General features: G+C 47.6%; 18 protein-coding genes. 15 read left to right on the top strand and 3 right to left on the bottom strand.

What is annotated here, in order from left to right:
* Positions 1–139: 139 nt before the first annotated feature.
* Positions 140–3292: an efflux RND transporter permease subunit gene (locus tag ACKU41_RS12080; RefSeq protein WP_321401104.1), complete on the top strand. Its 3153-nt coding sequence runs from the start codon at positions 140–142 to the stop codon at positions 3290–3292.
* A 45-nt stretch (positions 3293–3337) separates the two neighbouring features.
* On the opposite strand, the gene rsgA is transcribed toward ACKU41_RS12080, so the two are convergent.
* Both rsgA and ACKU41_RS12070 read right to left on the bottom strand, forming a co-directional pair.
* On the bottom strand, positions 3338–4414 hold the full coding sequence (rsgA, locus tag ACKU41_RS12075; RefSeq protein WP_321401102.1) for a ribosome small subunit-dependent GTPase A: 1077 nt from the start codon (positions 4412–4414) through the stop codon (positions 3338–3340).
* On the bottom strand, positions 4411–4806 hold the full coding sequence (locus ACKU41_RS12070; RefSeq protein WP_319777625.1) for an RNHCP domain-containing protein: 396 nt from the start codon (positions 4804–4806) through the stop codon (positions 4411–4413). Before ACKU41_RS12070 ends, rsgA begins: the two co-directional genes overlap by 4 nt.
* Positions 4807–5532: 726 nt before the next feature.
* Here ACKU41_RS12070 and ACKU41_RS12065 point away from each other — a divergent pair.
* From ACKU41_RS12065 to fliQ, 13 genes are all read left to right on the top strand, one after another.
* Positions 5533–6858 (top strand): amino acid permease, encoded by a 1326-nt coding sequence (locus tag ACKU41_RS12065; protein WP_319777624.1) that lies wholly within the window; start codon positions 5533–5535, stop codon positions 6856–6858.
* A gap of 259 nt (positions 6859–7117) precedes the next feature.
* Entirely contained in the window at positions 7118–7411 is a 294-nt protein-coding gene (locus ACKU41_RS12060; RefSeq protein ID WP_321401099.1) for an Hpt domain-containing protein, read from the top strand.
* Positions 7412–7534: 123 nt separating this feature from the next.
* Complete coding sequence (topA, locus tag ACKU41_RS12055; protein ID WP_321401097.1) at positions 7535–9934, top strand: type I DNA topoisomerase; 2400 nt, start codon at positions 7535–7537, stop codon at positions 9932–9934.
* Between the two features lie 294 nt (positions 9935–10228).
* Positions 10229–11143: a GTPase Era gene (era, locus tag ACKU41_RS12050; RefSeq protein ID WP_319777621.1), complete on the top strand. Its 915-nt coding sequence runs from the start codon at positions 10229–10231 to the stop codon at positions 11141–11143.
* A 103-nt stretch (positions 11144–11246) separates the two neighbouring features.
* Positions 11247–11951 carry a YggS family pyridoxal phosphate-dependent enzyme gene (locus ACKU41_RS12045; protein ID WP_321401094.1) on the top strand — a complete coding sequence of 235 codons (705 nt, stop codon included), beginning with the start codon at positions 11247–11249 and terminating at the stop codon, positions 11949–11951.
* A gap of 27 nt (positions 11952–11978) precedes the next feature.
* On the top strand, positions 11979–12740 hold the full coding sequence (locus ACKU41_RS12040) for a MotA/TolQ/ExbB proton channel family protein (RefSeq protein ID WP_319777619.1): 762 nt from the start codon (positions 11979–11981) through the stop codon (positions 12738–12740).
* A 23-nt stretch (positions 12741–12763) separates the two neighbouring features.
* The gene (locus tag ACKU41_RS12035; RefSeq protein ID WP_321401092.1) at positions 12764–13594 is read left to right on the top strand and encodes a flagellar motor protein MotB; all 831 of its coding nucleotides are present in this window, start codon (positions 12764–12766) and stop codon (positions 13592–13594) included.
* 9 nt (positions 13595–13603) lie between these two features.
* Positions 13604–14332, top strand: a complete 729-nt coding sequence (locus ACKU41_RS12030; protein ID WP_321401090.1) for an OmpA family protein — start codon at positions 13604–13606, stop codon at positions 14330–14332.
* Between the two features lie 17 nt (positions 14333–14349).
* Positions 14350–14853 carry a flagellar basal body-associated FliL family protein gene (fliL, locus tag ACKU41_RS12025; protein ID WP_319777616.1) on the top strand — a complete coding sequence of 168 codons (504 nt, stop codon included), beginning with the start codon at positions 14350–14352 and terminating at the stop codon, positions 14851–14853.
* Positions 14854–14945: 92 nt separating this feature from the next.
* On the top strand, positions 14946–15635 hold the full coding sequence (gene fliN / locus ACKU41_RS12020; protein ID WP_319777615.1) for a flagellar motor switch protein FliN: 690 nt from the start codon (positions 14946–14948) through the stop codon (positions 15633–15635).
* The gene (gene fliO, locus ACKU41_RS12015) at positions 15628–15993 is read left to right on the top strand and encodes a flagellar biosynthetic protein FliO (protein WP_321401087.1); all 366 of its coding nucleotides are present in this window, start codon (positions 15628–15630) and stop codon (positions 15991–15993) included. The genes fliN and fliO overlap by 8 nt, the downstream gene beginning before the upstream one ends.
* Complete coding sequence (fliP, locus tag ACKU41_RS12010) at positions 15926–16717, top strand: flagellar type III secretion system pore protein FliP (RefSeq protein WP_319777613.1); 792 nt, start codon at positions 15926–15928, stop codon at positions 16715–16717. The genes fliO and fliP overlap by 68 nt, the downstream gene beginning before the upstream one ends.
* A 175-nt stretch (positions 16718–16892) precedes the next feature.
* Positions 16893–17162, top strand: a complete 270-nt coding sequence (gene fliQ / locus ACKU41_RS12005; RefSeq protein WP_319777612.1) for a flagellar biosynthesis protein FliQ — start codon at positions 16893–16895, stop codon at positions 17160–17162.
* A 91-nt stretch (positions 17163–17253) separates the two neighbouring features.
* On the opposite strand, the gene rlmB is transcribed toward fliQ, so the two are convergent.
* Complete coding sequence (rlmB, locus tag ACKU41_RS12000; protein WP_321401084.1) at positions 17254–18009, bottom strand: 23S rRNA (guanosine(2251)-2'-O)-methyltransferase RlmB; 756 nt, start codon at positions 18007–18009, stop codon at positions 17254–17256.
* A gap of 433 nt (positions 18010–18442) precedes the next feature.
* Here rlmB and ACKU41_RS11995 point away from each other — a divergent pair, with 433 nt between their 5' ends.
* Positions 18443–20065 carry a LysM peptidoglycan-binding domain-containing protein gene (locus ACKU41_RS11995; RefSeq protein ID WP_321401078.1) on the top strand — a complete coding sequence of 541 codons (1623 nt, stop codon included), beginning with the start codon at positions 18443–18445 and terminating at the stop codon, positions 20063–20065.
* Positions 20066–20090 lie beyond the last annotated feature (25 nt).

The raw sequence follows: 20090 nt of genomic DNA, 5'->3' as shown, positions 1-20090 counted from the left end.
TGCTTCGCATCTTTTATTAAAAAAATTGTCTAAAAGCGAAGCGGCGAAGCCTACTGAAAGGTTTTGAAGGGATGGGGTCTGGGGAAGGGAAACTTTTGCAAAAGTTTCCCTTCCCCAGCCGCCGGAGGCATCACATACTATGAAAAAATTATTGCGTTTTACTCTTAAGCAGACTGTCTTTATCAACATCATTTTCATATTGTTGATGATTGTTGGGGTCTTCAGCATGGTAGATCTGCCTGTTGAGCGTTATCCCAATGTTCACATGGGCAAAGTTGTTATCTCCGGTTTTTTGCCCGGCGCTTCACCGTCAGATGTGGAAGCACTGGTAACCAAGAAGATCGAAGACGCTCTGGATGACCTTGAAAATGTGGAATATATCCGTTCAAGGTCGTTTCGTGAGCGGACCAGCATTATGGTCAAATTCCTCGATGATACCGATTATGCCAAAGGCTATGACGAACTTCGATTCCGAGTTCTTTCCATCCAGAACGACCTGCCTCGGGAAATGGATCCGCCTACTTTTACGGAAATTAATGTAAATGAATGGCTTCCGGTAATCAGGGTTTGTCTTGCGGGCGACCGTGCCAACCGCGCTTTATCTATGATGGCGGATGAAATGAAAGTCCAGCTGCGCAAGATTACGGGCGTTAATGAAGTAGAGGTAGAAGGTGAGTATACCCGTGAATTCCATGTAAATCTCGATCCCCGTAAACTGGTTCGCTTTAAGCTTACCTTTGATGATGTGGCCCGCGCTTTAGCTGATGCCAATGTTTCCATTCCTGCAGGGGATTTTTCAGCAGCGAATGGTGAGTATGTGATCGTTGTGGATGAGCGCTTTCGTACCCGTGAGGAAATAGCTGAAACCATCGTTCGCATGGACGGCGACGGATCGTTTGTAACCGTAGGCGATGTGCTGAGTGACGCCCGTGTTTCCTACCGTGATCCTCAGGTGATCACTTCTATTAATGGACGAAACGCTGTTACGCTCAATGTTGTGAAATCATTGGACGGTAACGCGGTGACTATTGCTGAAGAGGTGGAGAGGATCGCTGATTCATTCAGGGGTACTTTTGAAAAGGAAGGTGTTGAAATTATACTGACCAGTGACCAGAGGCTGCACATTGAAGAGGCCATCAACACTTTGGGTATGAACCTGCTGGTGGGGATTGTGCTTGTTTTTGTGGTTATCTATCTGGTCATGGGGTTCAGGAATGCCATGCTGACCACCATAGGAGTACCTTTTGCCTTTCTGGTGACTATGGTCATCATGAAGCTGACCGGAAATTCCCTGAATCAGATTACGCTTTTCTCTTTTGTACTGGTCAGCGGGATTATTGTGGATGACGCCATTGTGGTGGTGGAAAATATTTTTCGTCATGTTCAGGAAGGCAAGCCTCTTGAGGAAGCTGTTGTAGACGGGACTGCAGAAGTTTTTATGCCTGTTGTTTCAGCCACGGCAACAACAGTGGCTGCTTTCCTGCCCATGTTGATCATGACCGGTTCAACCGGTGAATTCTTTGCCCAGATTCCCAAGGCGATTACCTTTGCGCTTGTCGCTTCACTTCTAGAGTGCCTGCTGATTCTTCCTTCCCATTTTCTGGATTGGCCCGGAGCCAAAGGACTTATGGAAGACAGGGAAAAGCATACCCGCGAACCTGCTTTCATGCGACCTTTACGGCGCTGGACTGATAGGCTGCTTTCCGTTGTGGTCCGGTTCAGGTTTATTTCATTGGCAGTTGTTTTAGGTGCTTTTGTTTCGGCCATTATTATTCTCGCAGTCTCTGTTTCCGGTAAGCTGCCTTTGATCAAAATAAAATTTTTTCCAGATGATTACTCCCTGTATTATATTGAACTGGAAGGACCGGTCGCGATTCCCATTGAACTTACTTCCGACAAGCTGAAGCGAATATCCGTGTTTGTTGAAAAGATGGGACCGGGCATGGCCAAGTCTGCAACCGCCTTTGCCGGATTTTACCTGAATGAAGATTATGAAATGGTCCATGGCTCCAACCTAGGTAATATTGTGGTGGAGCTTCCGTCCAAGGATAAGCAGGTTTTTGCTGATGCTCCGGAAAATGATCCGGGCGCACATTTGGAACATATGCGTAAGGAGTTGGAAAAATTTGCCGAACCGGGCTGGATTTTTCGGGTCCGGCCTGAAAAGGACGGTCCCCCTGCGGGCAAGGACTTGAACATCAGGGTACTGGGTGCTGATCACAATTCAGTAAAGGGGCTGACTGCGACGATCATGAAATTCATTAAGGATAATGATAAGCTGGGACCGCACTTGGTCAACCTTGCCACTGATGACGGTACGCCTAACCGCATTTTCAGGTTTAAGCCCATTAACGAAAGGGTCGCTGAGTACGGGCTGACCCCGAAGCAGGTCGCCAGTTTGTCCGGTTCGGTACTCGATGGCCGTTTTGTAGGTGAATTCCGTCTTTCAGATGAGGATGTTGATCTGCGCTTGAAGATAGACCCCCGTTACCTGAATACGCCGGAGGACGCCCTTTCTGTACCTGTGCTGGAGCACAATGAAAGTCCGGTGCGTATCGGTGACATCTGTGATGTGTCCATTTATATGGAACCGGGGCAGTTCAACCGTTTTATGAGCCAGCGGGCTGTGACCATCACAGCCAACATCAAACCCGGTTCACGGCTTTCATCGCCGCTTGCAGTGAACATGGTCCAGAAATTTTACGATTCTGTTCGTGATGAGTATCCGGGAGCAACGGTTAATTTTTCCGGTGAATATGAATCCACCCGCAAGTCATACACTTCGCTTATCTATGCGTTCATTACCGCTATCCTGATCATTTACATGATTCTGGCAACGCAGTTTCAATCTTATGTCCAGCCGGTGATTATTCTTTCCGCAGTGATATTTTCCCTGACCGGCGTGATTTTAGGGACTTTTTTTTCCCAGACAATTTTCACGGTAAACAGTTTTATCGCCACCGTGGGGGTAACAGGAGTTGTGGTTAACGATTCTCTTGTGCTGCTTGATTTTATGAACAAACTTTATAAGTCAGGCATGGACCGCAAGACCGCCATGCGAGAGGGGGTACGCATCCGTCTGCGGCCTATCCTTTTGACCACCCTGACTACCACCCTCGGGCTTTTGCCTATGGCCGTGGGGTTTCCTTCCTATTCCCTTGTATGGGGTGCCATGGCTTCAACATTTGTGACCGGACTTTGTACCGCCACCTTCCTGACCCTATTCATCATTCCCATTGAGTGGGATCTGTTGATGGGGTTTATGGAATGGCGGGAAAAGAGAAAAGGGTAGTTCAGGAACAGGGTGGCTCTATTGCTAGGGCCACCCTGTTCTTATCTATTTTCTTTTGTAGTTATTTTGGTGTTGTCGGATCATTCTGGAGAGTGCCTTTTCCTTTGCTTTTTTTGCATAACGCTTTTTATCGTCTATTTTGCTTTCAATAAAGGAAAGTTCAGCCCGCATATCAGTGTAGTTTTCGTAGCGTTCTGTCTCCAATGAACCGTCAATCAAGAGTTCCCGTACAGCACAGCCTGGTTCGTCCTGGTGGGTGCAATCCCTGAAACGGCATCGTTGCGCAGCTTCATGGATTTCACTGTAGGTATCATCCAGACTTTTTTGTCTTCCCCATAACTGGAGTTCTCGCATACCGGGGGTATCGATGACCATGGCCCCGTTTTTCAGGAAAAACAATTCCTTATGCGTGGTAGTATGTCTACCCCTGAGGTCGCTTTCGCGCAGGCCTGCTGTTTTTAGTTTGTCCATTCCCAGCAGGGAATTGATCAGCGATGATTTCCCTACCCCTGACTGACCGCTGAAAGCCATGGTTGAACCTTTTTCAAAGCTCATTGCAAAGTCGTTCAACCCTTCTTTGCTGGCGGCGCTGACCATGTGGATGGGAATATTTTCTGCAACACTCCCAGCCTGTAACATGGCGAGCTCCCGGTCTTCACAGAGATCAATTTTGTTCAGAACGAGTACCGGTTCGGCACCGCCTTCAACAGCCATGGCAATGTAGCGTTCAATGGAACGGAGGTTGAAGTTTCTGCCGCCGTCCAGTCCGCAGACTATGCACAGGTAATCAATATTTGCGGCAACTACCTGCTCCCGATTTTCGCTTCCGGGGCTTTTGCGGGAAAACACACTTGCCCGGTCCAGCACGTGCTCAATCTGGGCGTAATCAGCGCATTGCCGGAATATGACCCAGTCGCCTACGGTGGGATAATCAGAGCGGTTCAGGGCAGTGTAGTGAAAATGTCCTGAAACATCTCCATCAATGGTGCCTTGCGGTGTGTGTAAGGTGTACTGCCCCCGTACTTCCCGTGAAACCCGGCCTATATTAAATCCCTGCATTTTGTATGGCTGAAATTGTTCTTCAAAAAAAATATTCCAACCTAAGTCTTTTATATTCATCATATTTCACCGCCCATCTGCTGACGTTCAATTTTTTCCAGAGCTATATTCGCCGGAAATGGTAATTGGGTAATCAGGCGTGCAGCCAGCGTGAAGAGCACTACTTCATTATCGTCACTGGCTATACGGTTGGTACGGATAAAACCGCACTTGCGGCAGCGATGAATAACCGAACACTCTTTGTTTTCTTTTATCCACAAACCGATGGGTTCCATAACTCCGCGGCATCCTGAGCGGCGGTCTCCAATTTTCATGTCCAGATGCTTACTGAACAAACAATGCGGACAATGGTTTCTATTATGGGTTCCGCTTTCGAGTGACGGTACTGTAAGACCGCAATTTTCGCAGATGAACGGGTTGGAATCGATATGGACGGTTTTTTGTCGTCTGGACATGACTCTACTCCTGCAAACACATAAATGTATTTACCTATAGTGAGCTGTTTTTTTAGTATTTATTTGGTTGATTGTTTATGCAGAAGGTAATGGGATATCCTTGCTGTGCGTAAACACAAACCAAAAAAACAGCTAAAATCAGCTACAGTTGAATTAAACCGGGTAATAACAGTTAGGTGCCGGGATGCCCCTGTCCTGCTGGAGTGGAATGACAAAAAGACGGGTAGTATTAAGCGTGGTGCTTAAAATAGAAATAGTTTCTATGTTTTAAATGTCCTTAAAGTGCACTCCTAGAACAGGAACACCCTTTTCACATGGCTAAACATAAAATCTCCTTTAAAAATTTATAACTCCGGTCATTTTTCACTTTTCAATTAATTTGTCAATAACAAACTTAATGTGTTCGGTAATAGGTTTAAGGTTTTTAAAATTAAAGAAGCTTTGTGGATGTATTTTTAATTTTTACAATATCAAACGTCATTTTTTTGCAAAAATGGTAAAAAAATCTGGACAGAATAGCCTTATCCGCGCAAATAAATCTGTTTGTGCCTGATCATGATTATAGACTGCGCTTGTTATATGTATCTCCAGCAGGGGGCGTGCAAGTTTGTATTTCATGATCTTATTTAATGCGGAAGGTTTGCTTTCCTGTTTTCCAGTTACTGGACTGCTATTTGTATAATGGGAAGGCCGTTTGGAAGATGTACAAAGGGGTGTTTGTTTAAAATGGATAATTTACAAAAAAAATACGGTTTCTGGACTGCAACCGCGATGGTTGTCGGGATTGTAATCGGCTCAGGGGTTTTCTTTAAAGCCGACGATGTGCTCAAGGCTGCCGGAGGTGATCTGCCCACCGCCTTGATTGCCTGGCTGATAGGCGGTTCAATTATGGTTGTTACCGCGTATGTTTTTTCAAAAATCGCGACCCGTATCGAAAAGGTCAACGGTCTGGTGGATTATTTTGAAGAAGCTTACGGCGAAAAAGCCGGCTACATGGTCGGCTGGTTCATGACTTTCATTTATTATCCGACTCTTGTTGCGGTTCTTGCCTGGGTTTCCGCCAACTACACTGTAGGTCTCGTGGGTATGAAGGATTTGCTCTGGCCGCTTTCCTTTGTTTACCTGACTGTTTTTTTTCTGCTCAACTATTATTCGCCGGTTCTGGCCGGTAAATGGCAGGTTTCCTCCACAGTAATAAAGCTTATCCCGCTCGGCCTTGTTGCTGTTGTCGGCGGTATTGCCGGTCTTACCAGCGGTCAGACCATGCAGAATTTCATGCAGACTGCAAGTGAGATTTCCGGAAGCGGAGGAGGCCTTGCTGTGGCAACCCTTTCCACCGCTTTTGCTTACGAAGGCTGGATTATTGCCACCGTTATCAATGCTGAACTTCGAGATGCCAAGAAAACCCTGCCTCGAGCACTGGTTGTCGGTACCATTGCGGTTATGACCATCTATATGCTCTATTATCTCGGTATTTCGGGTGTTCTGACCAATGATCAGGTTCTTGCTGAAGGCGATGCCGCACCTGTCCGGGTAATCGAAATGATTTTCGGCAACGTGGGCGGCACCCTGCTGACCGTGTTTGTTATCATTTCCTGCCTCGGTACACTGAACGGTCTGATCATGGGGTCCGCACGCGGCATGTTCTCTATTGCTTCCCGTAACCTGGGTCCAAGAGCCGACCTTTTTAAAAAGGTTAATCCGGTTACCAACAGCACCAGTCATTCCGCTATTCTCGGCTACTTTATGTCCTGTTTCTGGCTGGTTGTCTGGTATGGTAACTTCCACGGCTGGTGGGGTCAGTTTATGGATGTTTCCGAACTTCCTATTGCATTTCTTTATGTTATCTATATTTCGATCTACATCTGGGTAATGAAGACATTTACCGATCTCGGCCCTTTGAGCCGCTTCCTGTGTCCATTGCTTGCAGGATGCGGATCGGTCTACATCATCTGGGGCGCGATCCAGAAGGATATGTTCATCCACTTCCTGATTATCTTCCTGATTTTTCAGGCAGCAGGAGCCATGCTGATGAACAGCTCCAAAAAATAATGACAAAAGCCCGCACTATGCGGGCTTTTGTTATTGATGCCTCCGGCGGATGGGGAAGGGGAGAAACCCTTTTCCAAAAAGACGTTTTAGTTCTGCTTTGCTTTTTTAAATTTAAAGCTTGAATAAAATTTTAAATTATACCTAAATTTTTAAAATAACAGCGGCGAAGCCTTTTAAAAAAGTTTGGGATCCTTAAACCCTTTTCAAAGTATTTAAGGTCCCCGGCAGGGCGCCCCGCGAGGTAGTCGGAGGCATAAACATGGCTACACTTGACGAAAAGCTGGCTGAGCTTAATAAGAGGTATGCTGCCGCATTGGGTGGGCGTGTTGCTGAGTTGGAAGGTTATCTGGCAGCTTATGAGAACAACGGTTCGCAAAGTGATCTGGAGATGCTTTACAAGAATGCCCACGCTGTAGCGGGCTCGGCCCGGACTTTCGGGTTGCCGGAAGTTACGGACAAGGCCAAGGAGCTGGAACTGGCTGCTCGCGACGGTAATGACATAAAAATTTTATATGATAAATTATCAGCGTTGAAGAAGTGTATTTCTTCCTGATTTTTTGGTTGGTTAAAAATAATTTTTAATAAACGGAAATACCGTTCGGAGAACTTGAATACTCTCTGATGGGCGGATTTTATAGTTGCATAGTGTCAACTTGATGGTTATAGGCTGCAAACTATGAGCAAAGATTTGATTGTTGTTGAGTCCCCGGCAAAGGTGAAGACTATCAGTAAGTTCCTTGGTAAGAATTATCAGGTGGCCGCTTCCGTAGGTCACGTGCGTGACTTGCCAAAGAACAAGCTTGGAGTCGACGAAGATGGTGATTTCACCCCCCAGTATCAGGTCATTCCCGGTAAAGAGGATGTGGTCAATAAGTTGAAGAAGGCTGCGGCAAAAGCCGATCATGTCTTCCTGGCACCTGACCCCGACCGTGAAGGGGAGGCCATCGGCTGGCATGTGGCGGCTATTATCAAAGAAGTGAATGATAACGTCAGCCGTATCCAGTTCAACGAAATTACTGCAAGGGCCGTTAAAGAAGCCCTCGAACACCCCAAGCCCCTTAATGAACAGCTCTTTGATTCACAGCAGGCCCGCCGTATTCTGGACCGTCTGGTGGGTTACAAAATTTCTCCCATACTTTGGAAAAAAGTAAAAAGGGGCATTTCCGCAGGGCGCGTACAATCCGTTGCGCTCAAGCTTGTAGTGGAGCGTGAAAAAGCGCGGCGGGCTTTTATCCCCGAAGAGTACTGGCTTTTTAAGGCCTATGTTGAAGGAAAGAATCCTCCTCCCTTTGTAGCTGATCTTTGGAAAGTCGACGGTAAGAAGGCTGAGATCGGTTCCGCTGATGAAGCCGAGGCTCTTCAGAACAATGTCAAAGGCGTGCCTTTTGAGATTACAGATCTTACTGAAAAGGAACGCAAACGTAATCCGCTGCCGCCTTACATTACTTCCACTTTGCAGCAGGATGCCAACCGCAGACTCGGTTATTCCGCCAAGCGGACCATGACTCTTGCCCAGCGCCTCTATGAAGGTGTCGAGCTTGGTGACAAAGGGACTACGGCACTGATTACCTATATGCGTACCGATTCCGTGCGTATTGCCAATGAAGCCCGTGATGCTGCAAAAGAAGTCATTCTTGAAAAATACGGGAAGGAATTCTACCCGGCCAAACCTATGGTCTACAAATCCAAGGGCGGTGCTCAGGATGCTCACGAAGCTATCCGTCCGGTTGACGCTTCAATTATGCCTGAAGACGTTAAACAGTTCCTTCCTGCTGACCAGTTTAAAGTCTATAAGCTGATCTGGAACCGCTTTATCGCATCTCAAATGGCTCCGGCCCGTTTCTGGGATACCGTGGTTACCATTCAGGCCAAGAATACCATTTGGCGTTCCAAGGGTGAGCGTCTGCTCTTCCCCGGTTTTATGCGTGTAACCGGAAAGACAGGCGATGAAAAACTCATTGAGCTGCCTAAACTTGAAAAGGGTGAAGTGCTCAAGGTCGACAAGATCGACAGCGAACAGAAATTTACCCAGCCGCCTGCCCGCTATTCGGAAGCTTCGCTTGTGCGCGAGTTGGAAGAAAAGGGTATTGGGCGTCCTTCAACCTACGCATCCATTATTTCTACTATTCAGGATCGCGGATACGTGAATCTTGAAGAAAAGAAATTCGTCCCCACTGAACTTGGTTTTGTGGTCAGCGATCAACTTTCAGAGCATTTCAAGGAGCTTATGGATGTAGGCTTCACCGCTGCCATGGAAAAGCAGCTTGATGATGTTGCTGAAGGCAAGATCGAGTGGACCTCGCTGATGAAGAATTTTGTGGACGGTTTCTATCCCACTCTTGAAATCGCTGCCAAAGAAATGAAGCGCGGCGGTGAGGATACCGGGATTACCTGTGATAAGTGCGGTTCGCCCATGGTCATCAAGTTCGGACGGACCGGGGAGTTTCTGGGCTGTTCCAACTACCCCGACTGTAAAAATATTGTAAACTTCACTCGGGATGATAAAGGCAAGATCGTTGTTCTTGAGGAAGAGCCTCCGGAAGAGACCGGGGTTACCTGCGAAAAATGCGGAAGCGCCATGGCTGTCAAGCGTTCCAGTCGCGGTGAATTCCTCGGTTGTACAGGCTACCCGGATTGTCGCAACATCAAGAATTTCGAGCGCGATGATGACGGTAAAATCAAGGTTGTTGATACACCTTCTGCGCAAATTGTCGGCAAATGTCCCGATTGCGAGGACGGTGACCTGATCATCAAGCATGCCCGTACCGGAAGCCGCTTTATTGCCTGCTCCAACTACCCGGACTGCAAGCACGCCAAACCCTTTTCTACCGGAGTCAAATGCCCCCGGGAAGGCTGCAAAGGTGAATTGGTGGAAAAAAGCTCTCGTCGCGGAAAACTTTTTTATTCCTGCGACCAGTATCCTGATTGTGATTACGCGGTCTGGTATCCGCCCATCGAGGGACCATGTCCCAAGTGTGGACATCCCGTACTGGTCAAAAAAACTACCCGCGCCAAGGGCGAACATATCGCCTGTCCGGAGAAAGGCTGTGGTTATGTTCAGGGTGAAGAAGAGTAGTTTTTGATACTTTTCTGCTAACTGCCCGGTTTCACGTGAAACTAGAAAAAGTCTATACATTTTCTAGTTGAGTAATAGATCAAAAAGACCTTTCCAAGGTTTAATTGGAAAGGTCTTTTAACGTTCAACAGGCCCTTTTCAGGGAGCTGTTTTTTTGGAATTGGCCTAGTAACCGATTTTCGTGTATTTTGCTCTCGGCGGTTGACGGATGAATGTTCGAAAGCCGTAGCGACAGCTTACTAAAAGGTTTAAACCGCCATAGGCCTGAATGGCACATTTTAAAGAGGTAAAAAAATGTCTGAATATAAATTTGGCTGGGTGGCGCTGATCGGCCCTCCCAATGCCGGTAAATCCACGCTCATGAACCACTATCTTGGTCAGAAGGTAGCTATTGTTTCACCTAAACCCCAGACCACCCGTAACCGGATCAGTGGTATATTAAGCGATGAAAATTCGCAGGTTGTTTTTCTGGATACTCCGGGTATCCACCGCATGCGCGGTAAAATGAACCGTTTCCTGCTTGATTCTGCATGGGAAGCTCTGGGTAACGCCGATGCCATCGTGGTCCTTTTTGATGCGGCACTCTATGCGGCCAAGCCTCACCTGATGGAAAAAGATCTGGCCCCGGTGGTCAAGCCTGTAAACCAGTCCCGTAAAAAACTGTTTGTGGCAGTGAATAAAGTGGATAAGGTCAAAGACAAGGCCAAGCTGCTCCCGGTTATGGAAAAGGCACAGGAAATGTGGCCTGAAGCTGAATTCATTCCTGTTTCTGCTTTAAAGGGTGAAGGTGCGGACGTACTGCTGGAAAAGATCATTGAGACTCTGCCCGAAGGGCCGCCCATGTTTCCGGAAGATCAGGTTTCCACCGTTCCCATGCGTTTTATGGCTGCAGAAACCGTGCGCGAAAAGCTTTTCATGAGCCTGCAGCAGGAATTGCCTTATTCCACTGCGGTGGAGATCGAATTCTGGACCGAAGAAACGGAGCGCAATCTTGTTAATATCGGGGCCATTATTTACACCACCAAGAAAAACCATAAAGGCATGATCATCGGTAAGGGTGGGCAGAATTTGAAAAAAATCGGTTCTCAGGCCAGACGTGAGCTGGAAGAAATGCTCGAGATGAAGGTAATGCTTGAGCTCTGGGTTAAAGTCCGTGAAGGTTGGACCGAGGATGTGGGATTTCTGCGTTCTCTTGGACTCGGCGAATAGTTATTTCTGTGAAATCTTGTTCTTTTATTTTCTTTTTATTAAAGAAATTTATATAAACAACCGAATTTTATTTTATGGAGCTGCATGAAAGGGCAGTCAGAAGATGAGTAACAGGGAAAAAGAACTTATTGAAAATATTTCAGAGGTTAAGGAAGAAGTGGCTCAGGCCTGCCTGCGGTCCGGGCGTAAGCTTGGGGAAGTGGCAGTAATGGCGGTCTCCAAGCTTCATGCAGCTTCTGATATTGAGATTTTGTACAAGGCAGGCCATCGTTGCTTTGGTGAATCCTATGTTCAGGAAGCTTTGGCTAAACAGGAAGAGCTGGCCGGGCTGGATATAGACTGGCATTTTATCGGCGGTCTGCAGTCGAAAAAAGCTAAGCTGGTGGCTGGAAATTTCTGCGCAATCCACAGTGTTGATTCTTCCAAGCTGGCCGGGTTGCTGAACAAGAAGGCTGAAGATCTGGAAGTAGTCCAGAACATCCTCATTCAGGTCAATACTGCCGGTGAGGAGCAGAAGAGCGGGGTCAGCGAGGAAGCTCTTCCGGCTCTGGTTGAAGAGATTTTGGGATATGAAAATCTCAAGTTGACCGGGCTGATGTGCCTGCCGCCGTTCTTCGGTGATCCGGAAGGCGCAAGACCTTACTTCGCAAGGCTGCGTATGCTTTCCGAAGGCATGGAAAAGCTTTTCGGGATCAAGCTTCCGGAACTCTCTATGGGTATGACCGGTGATTTCCGGGTGGCTATTGAGGAAGGATCGACCATGATCAGGGTTGGTACGAAAATTTTCGGCACCAGACCGGGTTATTAAAATTTAAACACCCCACAGGCGGATTTAATGGATCTGGGTACAGTAATAGGAATAGTTCTTTCGTTCGGACTTGTTCTTGCGGCTATTCTGGTCGGAAGTCCGCTTGGGATTTTTATTTCCGTTCCGTCCGTACTGATCGTTATCGGCGGAACCATCGGGGCTTCGCTGGTCAACTATCCCATGGGCCATGTACTCGGTGTTGTCGGGATTATTAAAAAGACCTTTTTTTCCAATCTTGAATCCCCGGCGGAGATCATCGATAAGTTCATGGATTTCGCCAACCGTGCCCGCCGCGAAGGTATCCTTTCCCTTGAGCCGGCCCTGAAATCAATTGAAGACGACTTCCTGCGTAAAGGCTTACAACTGACTGTTGACGGCCTTGAGCCGCAGGTAATTCAGGAAATTCTGGAAACCGAAATCCAGTACCTTGAGAACAGGCATGAGACCGGGGCTGAAATCCTGAAGGTTTTTGCCGACTTTGCCCCGGCTATGGGCATGATCGGTACTGTTATCGGACTGGTGCAGATGCTTCAGACCATGAGTGATCCCAGTACCATCGGCCCGGCTATGGCGGTTGCCCTGCTGACCACCCTCTATGGTGCTATTTTTGCGAACCTCGTTTTTACGCCCATGTCGGGAAAACTGAAAACCCGCAGCAAGGAAGAAATTCTGCTGCGGGAAATGGTCATGGAAGGCATTATTTCCATTTCCAAAGGTGAAAACCCCAAGATTATTGAGGAGAAGCTGAACAGCTTTTTGCCTCCGAAAATACGTAAGATCACTGATTAAAGGTCGTTGAAAACGGGGGATGAATGGGTAGGAAGAAGAAGCCGCCAGAAGCTGAAGGCCAACCGTTATGGTTGATTACATTCAGTGATTTGATGACCCTTATGCTCACCTTTTTTGTTTTGCTGGTGAGCATGTCGGTTGTTGACGAGCGTCGCAAGCTGGTGGTTCTCGGTTCCATTATCGGTACTTTCGGTTTTGGATCCAAGGGGTATGACGTTCTTTCCGACGGTCCATCGGGAAAGACTGTTCAGATCGGTCCCATGGAACTGCAGGATGATCTTGAGCCCATCAAGCCGTTGCTCTGGGAATTCGCGGAAGAGGACTTACGTTTTGAATCCAACAGATTTGTACAGATTCTTTCCGTGGGTGCCGATGTCCTTTTTACCCCTGACAGCACCAACATATCCATAAAGGGAGCGCGTATTCTCGATACTGTGCTGCCGGTGCTTAGACGGGTCAAGCATCCTGTTCTGGTGGCCGGACATACTTCCATCCTGCGTGATGAACTGGGTGAGGATTACCGGGTGGAAGACCGGGACCTGACTCCTGATATTTCCTGGAAGCTGTCTTTGGACAGGTCGCTTGCTGTGTACAGTTACCTGATCAGCAACGGCATGAATCCCGATATGCTCAAGCTAGAGGCATTCGGTAAATTCAGGCCCCGGCATCCTAATTCCACACCTGAAGGACGCAGGATGAACCGCAGGGTGGATCTTGTTCTTGATACCCGCAGCGCTGCTGTTTCCAAGGAAATCAAGGAATATCAGCCTCCCCGCAAGGAAAATGATAAATTCAAGTATGATGATTTTGTTTTCCCTATCGGGGATGCCGAAAAACCGCCCAAGCGGCAGTGATGGTTATTTATGGGGCGCGATAAAGTAAAAAAGCCGCCGGATCCGGGCGGAGGCTGGCTGGTCACTTTTTCTGATCTGGTGACCCTGCTTTTGACTTTTTTTGTGCTCTTGCTAAGTATGGCGTCAATGGACCAGAGTTTTATTACCAGGGTAACCATTATGCCTGCGGAATTGGGATTCCTTGATAAACGCGGGTCCGGAAGGGTTACTGCCAAGGTCAAACTGGTCAGTGAGTTCCTTGAAAGGCCTTGGGAAGTGTTGGAAAAGCAGAACCGTATCAAGGACCTGCTTTTCCCGGACGATGTCCTCCCCCCGGATATGGACCGGGCCACACTTGATGAAAACTTGAAAGTTCTGGCCAAACCGGAGGGGGTTGCCCTTGTACTTACGGACAAGCTATTGTTTCCTATGGGTCGGTCGGAACTTGACGAGAGGGCAAAAATCCTGCTTTACCAGTTCGTTCCGGTGCTTGATTATCTTGGTGCTGCGGATGTAAACATTGCCGGCTATACTGATGATGTGGGCGGCATGAGCCGGTCTAATTTTCAGCTGTCCGGTGAGCGGGCAATGTCCGTGCTGACATATTTTGTGGAACAGGGCATAAAGAATAATCGCCTTACTGTTTCCGCCTGCGGGCCTACTTTTCCCATGTTCAGCAATACAACACCGGAAGGGCGCGCTCAGAACAGGCGGGTTGAAATTTTGATTAAGACTACTCCACCTATGGGTGGGTATTAAGCTAAAAAGGATGTGTCATGGCCGAAGACAGTGGTCAGGAACCGAAAAAAAAGGGCGGAGCTATAAAGTGGATAATTCTTATCCTGCTTCTGGGCGCACTCGGTGGTGGCGGATTTTTCGCTTACCAGAAATTTTTTGCTGCCCAGCCTGATGACGCCGTTGAAGAACCGAAGGAAGAACAGGCTGCCGAGGGCGAAGATCCAGGTACTCTGCCCGGTGACGGTTTTACAGTTACCCTGCCCACTTTTGTGGTCAACCTTGCCGATCCTCTAGGGCGCAGGTATCTTAAGCTTGGAATAGACGTCGAGGTTGTCAGTGAAGAAACTGTGGCCGAGCTTTCCAAGAAAGAACCTATGGTTAAAGATACGCTTATCCTGCTGCTTTCCAGCAAGACATATCAGGATCTTTCCACAATGGAGAGCAAGATTCTCCTTAAAAAGGAAATTGTGGATCGCTTGAATCAGATTCTGGGTGGGTCAAAGGTTTTACAAGTATATTTTACGGATATGGTTATCCAGTAGCATGCTTTTTGCTTGACCACTTGAGGGTGTGTCGAATTAATGTCACCGAAATTGTTTAAGGATGCCCAATTAAAATCCGGAGGTAGGCTGTAATGATGTCAGATGATCTTGATCAGGATAAACTCGCACAGGAATGGGCGGATGCCCTTACCGGCGATTCCGATGGCGGTGATCCTTTGGGCGGTGACCCCGGTGACGGCAATGACGAAGCGTTGGCCGATGAATGGGCCGCTGCACTGGCTGAACAGGACGATGTAGGCGCTACTGATGACGATGCCCTTGCCGATGAGTGGGCTGCTGCTCTTGGTGAACAGGGAGATGAAGGCGGCGGTCTCGATCTCGGTGGTGGCGGAGGTGGCGGCGACGAAGCGTTGGCCGATGAATGGGCTGCTGCACTGGCTGAGGATACCGGGGATGATATCCGTAAAGAGAAGGAACAGGAATTTCTGCGTACTCAGACCCGTGATGCCGATTTCAAGGATATGACCAATGAAGCCAAGAATCCGCGTCATGACGGCTCTCGACGTGATCTTGATTTTATTCTTGATATTCCGCTGGATGTTTCCGCTGAATTGGGGCGGGCCAGAATGCTTATCAATGAGCTTTTGCAGTTGGGGACAGGTTCGGTGGTTGAGCTGACCAAGCTGGCCGGTGAGCCTCTTGAGATTTACGTTAACGGCAAGCTGGTTGCCCGTGGCGAAGCTGTTGTCATCAACGAAAAATTCGGCATCAGGCTGACTGACATCATCAGTCCCATTGAACGGGTGAAGCATCTTGCCTAACGCAACTGCCACCGCGCTCATGGTCCCGGAATCCGGGGTGGGCTCTGTTCTCAAAATGTCCGCAGCCCTTTTTTTTATTCTGGGCATGCTTTTGCTGGCTTATTATTTCATGCGCCGGCTTAATATCGGCGGGGCTTTCCCCGGTGCAAGAAAGGGGACGCTTGAGATAGTGGAACGCCTTCCGCTCAGTCCGCGTCAGAATATTACAGTTGTCAGGTATCGAAATAAAGAATTGGTGGTCGGGGTTACCCACGATAAAATTACACTGCTTCACGCAGGGGATGAAGGATATGCAAAGACTGATTCCGACTTTGCCGGATACCTTGATAAAGAAAATTCCGGCACTTCTGACTCTTAGCGCAATCCTTCTGCTGGTCATTCCGGCAGCGGCCTTTGCACAGGAGACGATTCCGACCCTTAGCCTCAACCTTGCCGCAGGTCAGGAAGAGCCGGAACAGGTAGCCAAGCTGCTGGAAATTCTTTTCCTGTTGACCATCCTGGGCATGGCGCCGTCCATTCTGCTGACCATGACCTCCTTTACGCGGATTATCATTGTTTTTCATTTCCTGCGTCAGGCCATGGGTACGCAGCAAATGCCACCCAACCAGATTCTGGCTTCACTTGCTATTTTCATGACTGTGGTCATCATGATGCCTACCGGCAAAGCTATCAACGATACAGCCCTGCAGCCCTATCTTAACGAAGAAATAGGTTTTACAGAGGCTATCGACCGGGCGCAGGTTCCTATCAGGACTTTTTTATTCAAGCACACCCGCGAGAAAGATCTTTCTATTTTTTATGCCATAACCGGGGAGAATCGGCCTGAATCCAAAGAGAATGTGAATACTATGCTCCTCATTGCCGCATATACGATCAGTGAACTTAAGACCGGTTTTACCATCGGCTTTCTGATCTATGTGCCGTTTTTGATTCTTGACATGGTTATAGCCAGTATTCTGCTGGCCATGGGTATGATGATGCTGCCTCCGGCAATGGTTTCGTTGCCCTTCAAGATTTTACTGTTCATCATGGTTGATGGCTGGTCGCTATTAACGGGCTCTATCGTCAACACGTTTCAGTGAATTATGCCTCCGGCGATTTTGCCGGGGGCTTGCTTTGATACGTTGCATGCTTTTGTAGTGGAATTTAAATTTAACAGGGCAAAGCCGAATAAAAGTATTTTGGGAAAAGGTTTGTCCAAAGCTGAAAACCATTTCTCTCAAAAAAGGTTTTCCCCTTTAGCCGCCGGAGGCAAAAATGACCCCGGAATTTGTTATTGGATTTGCAAAGCAGTCTATTGAACTGGCTTTAACCCTGGCACTACCAATGCTGGCGGTTGGTCTGGTGGTGGGTATTTTCGTGTCTGTCATTCAGGCCGCTACCCAGATTCAGGAGATGACCCTGACCTTTGTGCCTAAGATTGTGTCCATGTTTCTGGCCCTGCTTTTTGCCTTTCCGTGGATAATGGACAAGATGATTGATTTTACACGCAATATTTTTCTTAATCTGCCCAACTACATAAAATAGAAAAGTTCTGTAATTTTTTTAAAAAAAGCCCCCTGAAGATATTCAATGCTTCAGGGGGCTAATTTTTAAGTTGTGTTTTTCAGGTGTTGATTCAGCTTACCCGTCTGGAAAATTCGCTGATCAGCATCGCCCCGGCCTGAGCAACGTTCAGGGAATCGAATTCGCGACGGAAGGGGATATGAATCAGTTTCTGGCAACGTTTTTCCACGTTGAACCGGATACCTTTTTCCTCGTTGCCCAGCACAAGGATCGCCGGGAGATTTATTTCAGCAGTGTAGGCCGAGGTAGAATCAACATCCAATCCGGCGCCATAGATATTGATGCCCATATCAATAGCTTTATCGAGGGCCTGGGAAATATTGTTTACCCTCGCCACGGCAAGCTTGTTCAGCGCTCCGGCACTGGCCTTTACCGCTGCAGGACCGAGAAAGGCACCACCGTGTTTAGCTGTTACGATTCCCGCTCCACCCAGTGCATATAAAGAACGGGAAAGAACTCCGACATTGCCGGGATCCTGTACCTGATCAAGCACGATCAGCAACGGCAAGGGTGATTCAGAGAGATTTTCCAGTATTTCATCATAATCTGCAAAGGATAGCGCGGCTACCCTGGCGATTATCCCCTGATGATTACCTGGAAAAATTCTTCCAAGTTCGGTTTTGTCGGCGATTTTGTATTTGATGCCGTGTTTTTTACACCTTTGAATGGTGCGTTCGAAATTCTTGTCCTGACGCCCTTTTTGCAGGTATAGCAGGTCAATCCTTTCGGGAGAGTCTAAAAGCAGCTCCTGAACCGGTTTACGGCCGGCTATGACCGTGGTGTCGTTGTCTTTGTCATTTTTTTTCATGGAAAATTTACCTTATCATTAAAATTCAAAAAAATGCATGAGCATTTTTTGATAATATCCTTTCCCGAAATCACGTTAAAAATGAATAGGCATATAGACCGGTGATTGGTCAATTAATATACTTTGTTACGATGAATCCGGTTCTCATTTTCTTGTCGCTCGATTGATGCCGCCGCTCTTTGTCAAGGGCGCAATCCCTTGCGGCAGAACGGTCCCGGCAACCTATACCTTTCGTTTTACTATTGCAAACACTCGCAGTTTAGTATAGCTCTACATATGTTTGCACTACTCAATTTTTTGCGCTGAAAAAGCCTTATTTATTAATCTCTTGGGGTTTAAGATTGGCGCCTAACCTAGCTTTTTTTATAGTTTTTCTAGATAAAATATGGATAAAATTAATAATTATTACGTCCACTGTGACAAGGGGTCGAAGATGCTGAAATCGTTTCGGTTAATCGCTCTTCTTGCTTTGTTTGCTCTTTTTGCCGGGTGTACTGCCAAGACTGCTCCGGTTAATGAAGACGGGCTTGACGCGAAAGTCGGAGCTGTCCTTGAAAGTGAAGTTGCCGCTGATGGCGAAGTCGCTGAATCAGGTATTGAACCTCTTGATCCCGAACTGGAAGCCGCTCCGCAGGATGCCGAGCAGCTTACTCCTGAAGAAGAAGAGGTTTTGCTCTCCAGCAACGGTATTCTTTTTAACCTTGATGAGCATGAGACCAAAGAAGTACAGCAGTACTTCGGTTTTTTTACGCATAAAGCCCGTAAAACCTTTGACCGTTGGCTGAAGCGTTCAGAACCCTTCCTGCCTTATGTGCGTCAGGTGCTTTCAGAGAATAATATGCCGCAGGACCTTGCCATGCTTCCTTTTGCAGAGAGCGGGTACAATGCCTGGGCCTATTCTCGCGCCGGGGCTGCCGGAATGTGGCAGTTCATGCCGTTTACAGGCCGCAAGTTCGGCCTGCGCGTGGACTGGTGGGTTGATGAACGCCGCGATCCCTATAAGTCTACAAAAGCCGCAGTTAAGTACCTTAACGTACTGCATGAAATGTTCGGTGACTGGTATCTGGCCCTTGCGGCTTATAACGCCGGTGAAGGCAAGATCGGGCGTGCTTTGAAAAAGACAGGTTCCAAAGACTTTTTCGACCTGACCAAGAATAACCACAAGCTCAGCAGAAGAGCCAGATTACGCACTGAAACTAAGAACTACGTTCCCAAATTCATTGCCATTTCCAAAATTTTTAAAAACCTTGATGAGCTTGGATTTACAAATATCAACTGGGAGAATGGAATCCAGTTTGAGACGGTAAAAGTCCCTGGTGGAACAGACCTGCTGGCACTTGCTAAAGCCTGCGGCATGAAATGGAGTGAATTCCATAAGCTGAATCCTCATTTTCGCAGACAGGTCAGCCCGCCAAACGCCGTAATTAACGCTTATTTGCCTGAACGGGTTATGGCTGATGCTGCAGATTATCTTGAATCTCCAAACTCACGCCCCTTTGCCGGGTATAAACGTTACAAAATCCGCAATGGCGATTCATGGTACCGCATAGCTCGACGTTACGGTGTTCCAGTTGCTGTTCTCAAGTCAGTCAACAACCACAAGTCAAATCTGATCAGGCCCGGTCATTACATTATGATTCCGGGTAAGGGCTCTTCCAAGTCTCTTTATGCTTCCGGTACCAGCAAGACCCGTCGCACTGCACAGAGTCGTGCCAACTACCGTGTCCGTAAGGGTGATACCCTCTGGTCCATTGCCAGCCGCTATCAGGTAAGCGTTAAAACGCTTAAAAGGTCTAACGGTCTTTATTCATCCAGACTCAGGATAGGCCAGAAATTGTTCATCCCCGATAATAATGCCCGCAGTTCCGCCCGTTCAGTTGCCAAGGCTGAGAACGTCAAGCAGCAGATGGTCAAATACTGTGTACGCCGGGGTGATAACCTTTGGAAAATTGCCCGCCGTTTCGGGGTTAAGGTTTCTGCTCTTATGGAATGGAACCGCTTGAATTCAAAATCTATTCTCCGTCCTGGAGATCGGATTAAAGTCTATGTTCAGTAGATATCGCTTGTTATAATAAAAATAA

Origin of the sequence: Maridesulfovibrio sp. (assembly GCF_963678865.1) — a bacterium.
In the GTDB taxonomy this organism is placed as follows: Bacteria; Desulfobacterota; Desulfovibrionia; order Desulfovibrionales; family Desulfovibrionaceae; genus Maridesulfovibrio.
The sequence above is the reverse complement of the archived record's forward strand: the minus strand, read 5'-3'. Positions and strand labels throughout refer to the sequence as shown.

Excerpts from the sequence above, each read along its gene's own strand:
- ACKU41_RS12080 (WP_321401104.1), top strand. The coding sequence starts at position 140 with ATGAAAAAATTATTGCGTTTTACTCTTAAGCAGACTGTCTTTATCAAC.
- rsgA (WP_321401102.1), bottom strand. The coding sequence starts at position 4,414 with ATGATGAATATAAAAGACTTAGGTTGGAATATTTTTTTTGAAGAACAA.
- ACKU41_RS12070 (WP_319777625.1), bottom strand. The coding sequence starts at position 4,806 with ATGTCCAGACGACAAAAAACCGTCCATATCGATTCCAACCCGTTCATC.
- ACKU41_RS12065 (WP_319777624.1), top strand. The coding sequence starts at position 5,533 with ATGGATAATTTACAAAAAAAATACGGTTTCTGGACTGCAACCGCGATG.
- ACKU41_RS12060 (WP_321401099.1), top strand. The coding sequence starts at position 7,118 with ATGGCTACACTTGACGAAAAGCTGGCTGAGCTTAATAAGAGGTATGCT.
- topA (WP_321401097.1), top strand. The coding sequence starts at position 7,535 with ATGAGCAAAGATTTGATTGTTGTTGAGTCCCCGGCAAAGGTGAAGACT.
- era (WP_319777621.1), top strand. The coding sequence starts at position 10,229 with ATGTCTGAATATAAATTTGGCTGGGTGGCGCTGATCGGCCCTCCCAAT.
- ACKU41_RS12045 (WP_321401094.1), top strand. The coding sequence starts at position 11,247 with ATGAGTAACAGGGAAAAAGAACTTATTGAAAATATTTCAGAGGTTAAG.
- ACKU41_RS12040 (WP_319777619.1), top strand. The coding sequence starts at position 11,979 with ATGGATCTGGGTACAGTAATAGGAATAGTTCTTTCGTTCGGACTTGTT.
- ACKU41_RS12035 (WP_321401092.1), top strand. The coding sequence starts at position 12,764 with ATGGGTAGGAAGAAGAAGCCGCCAGAAGCTGAAGGCCAACCGTTATGG.
- ACKU41_RS12030 (WP_321401090.1), top strand. The coding sequence starts at position 13,604 with ATGGGGCGCGATAAAGTAAAAAAGCCGCCGGATCCGGGCGGAGGCTGG.
- fliL (WP_319777616.1), top strand. The coding sequence starts at position 14,350 with ATGGCCGAAGACAGTGGTCAGGAACCGAAAAAAAAGGGCGGAGCTATA.
- fliN (WP_319777615.1), top strand. The coding sequence starts at position 14,946 with ATGATGTCAGATGATCTTGATCAGGATAAACTCGCACAGGAATGGGCG.
- fliP (WP_319777613.1), top strand. The coding sequence starts at position 15,926 with ATGCAAAGACTGATTCCGACTTTGCCGGATACCTTGATAAAGAAAATT.
- fliQ (WP_319777612.1), top strand. The coding sequence starts at position 16,893 with ATGACCCCGGAATTTGTTATTGGATTTGCAAAGCAGTCTATTGAACTG.
- rlmB (WP_321401084.1), bottom strand. The coding sequence starts at position 18,009 with ATGAAAAAAAATGACAAAGACAACGACACCACGGTCATAGCCGGCCGT.
- ACKU41_RS11995 (WP_321401078.1), top strand. The coding sequence starts at position 18,443 with ATGCTGAAATCGTTTCGGTTAATCGCTCTTCTTGCTTTGTTTGCTCTT.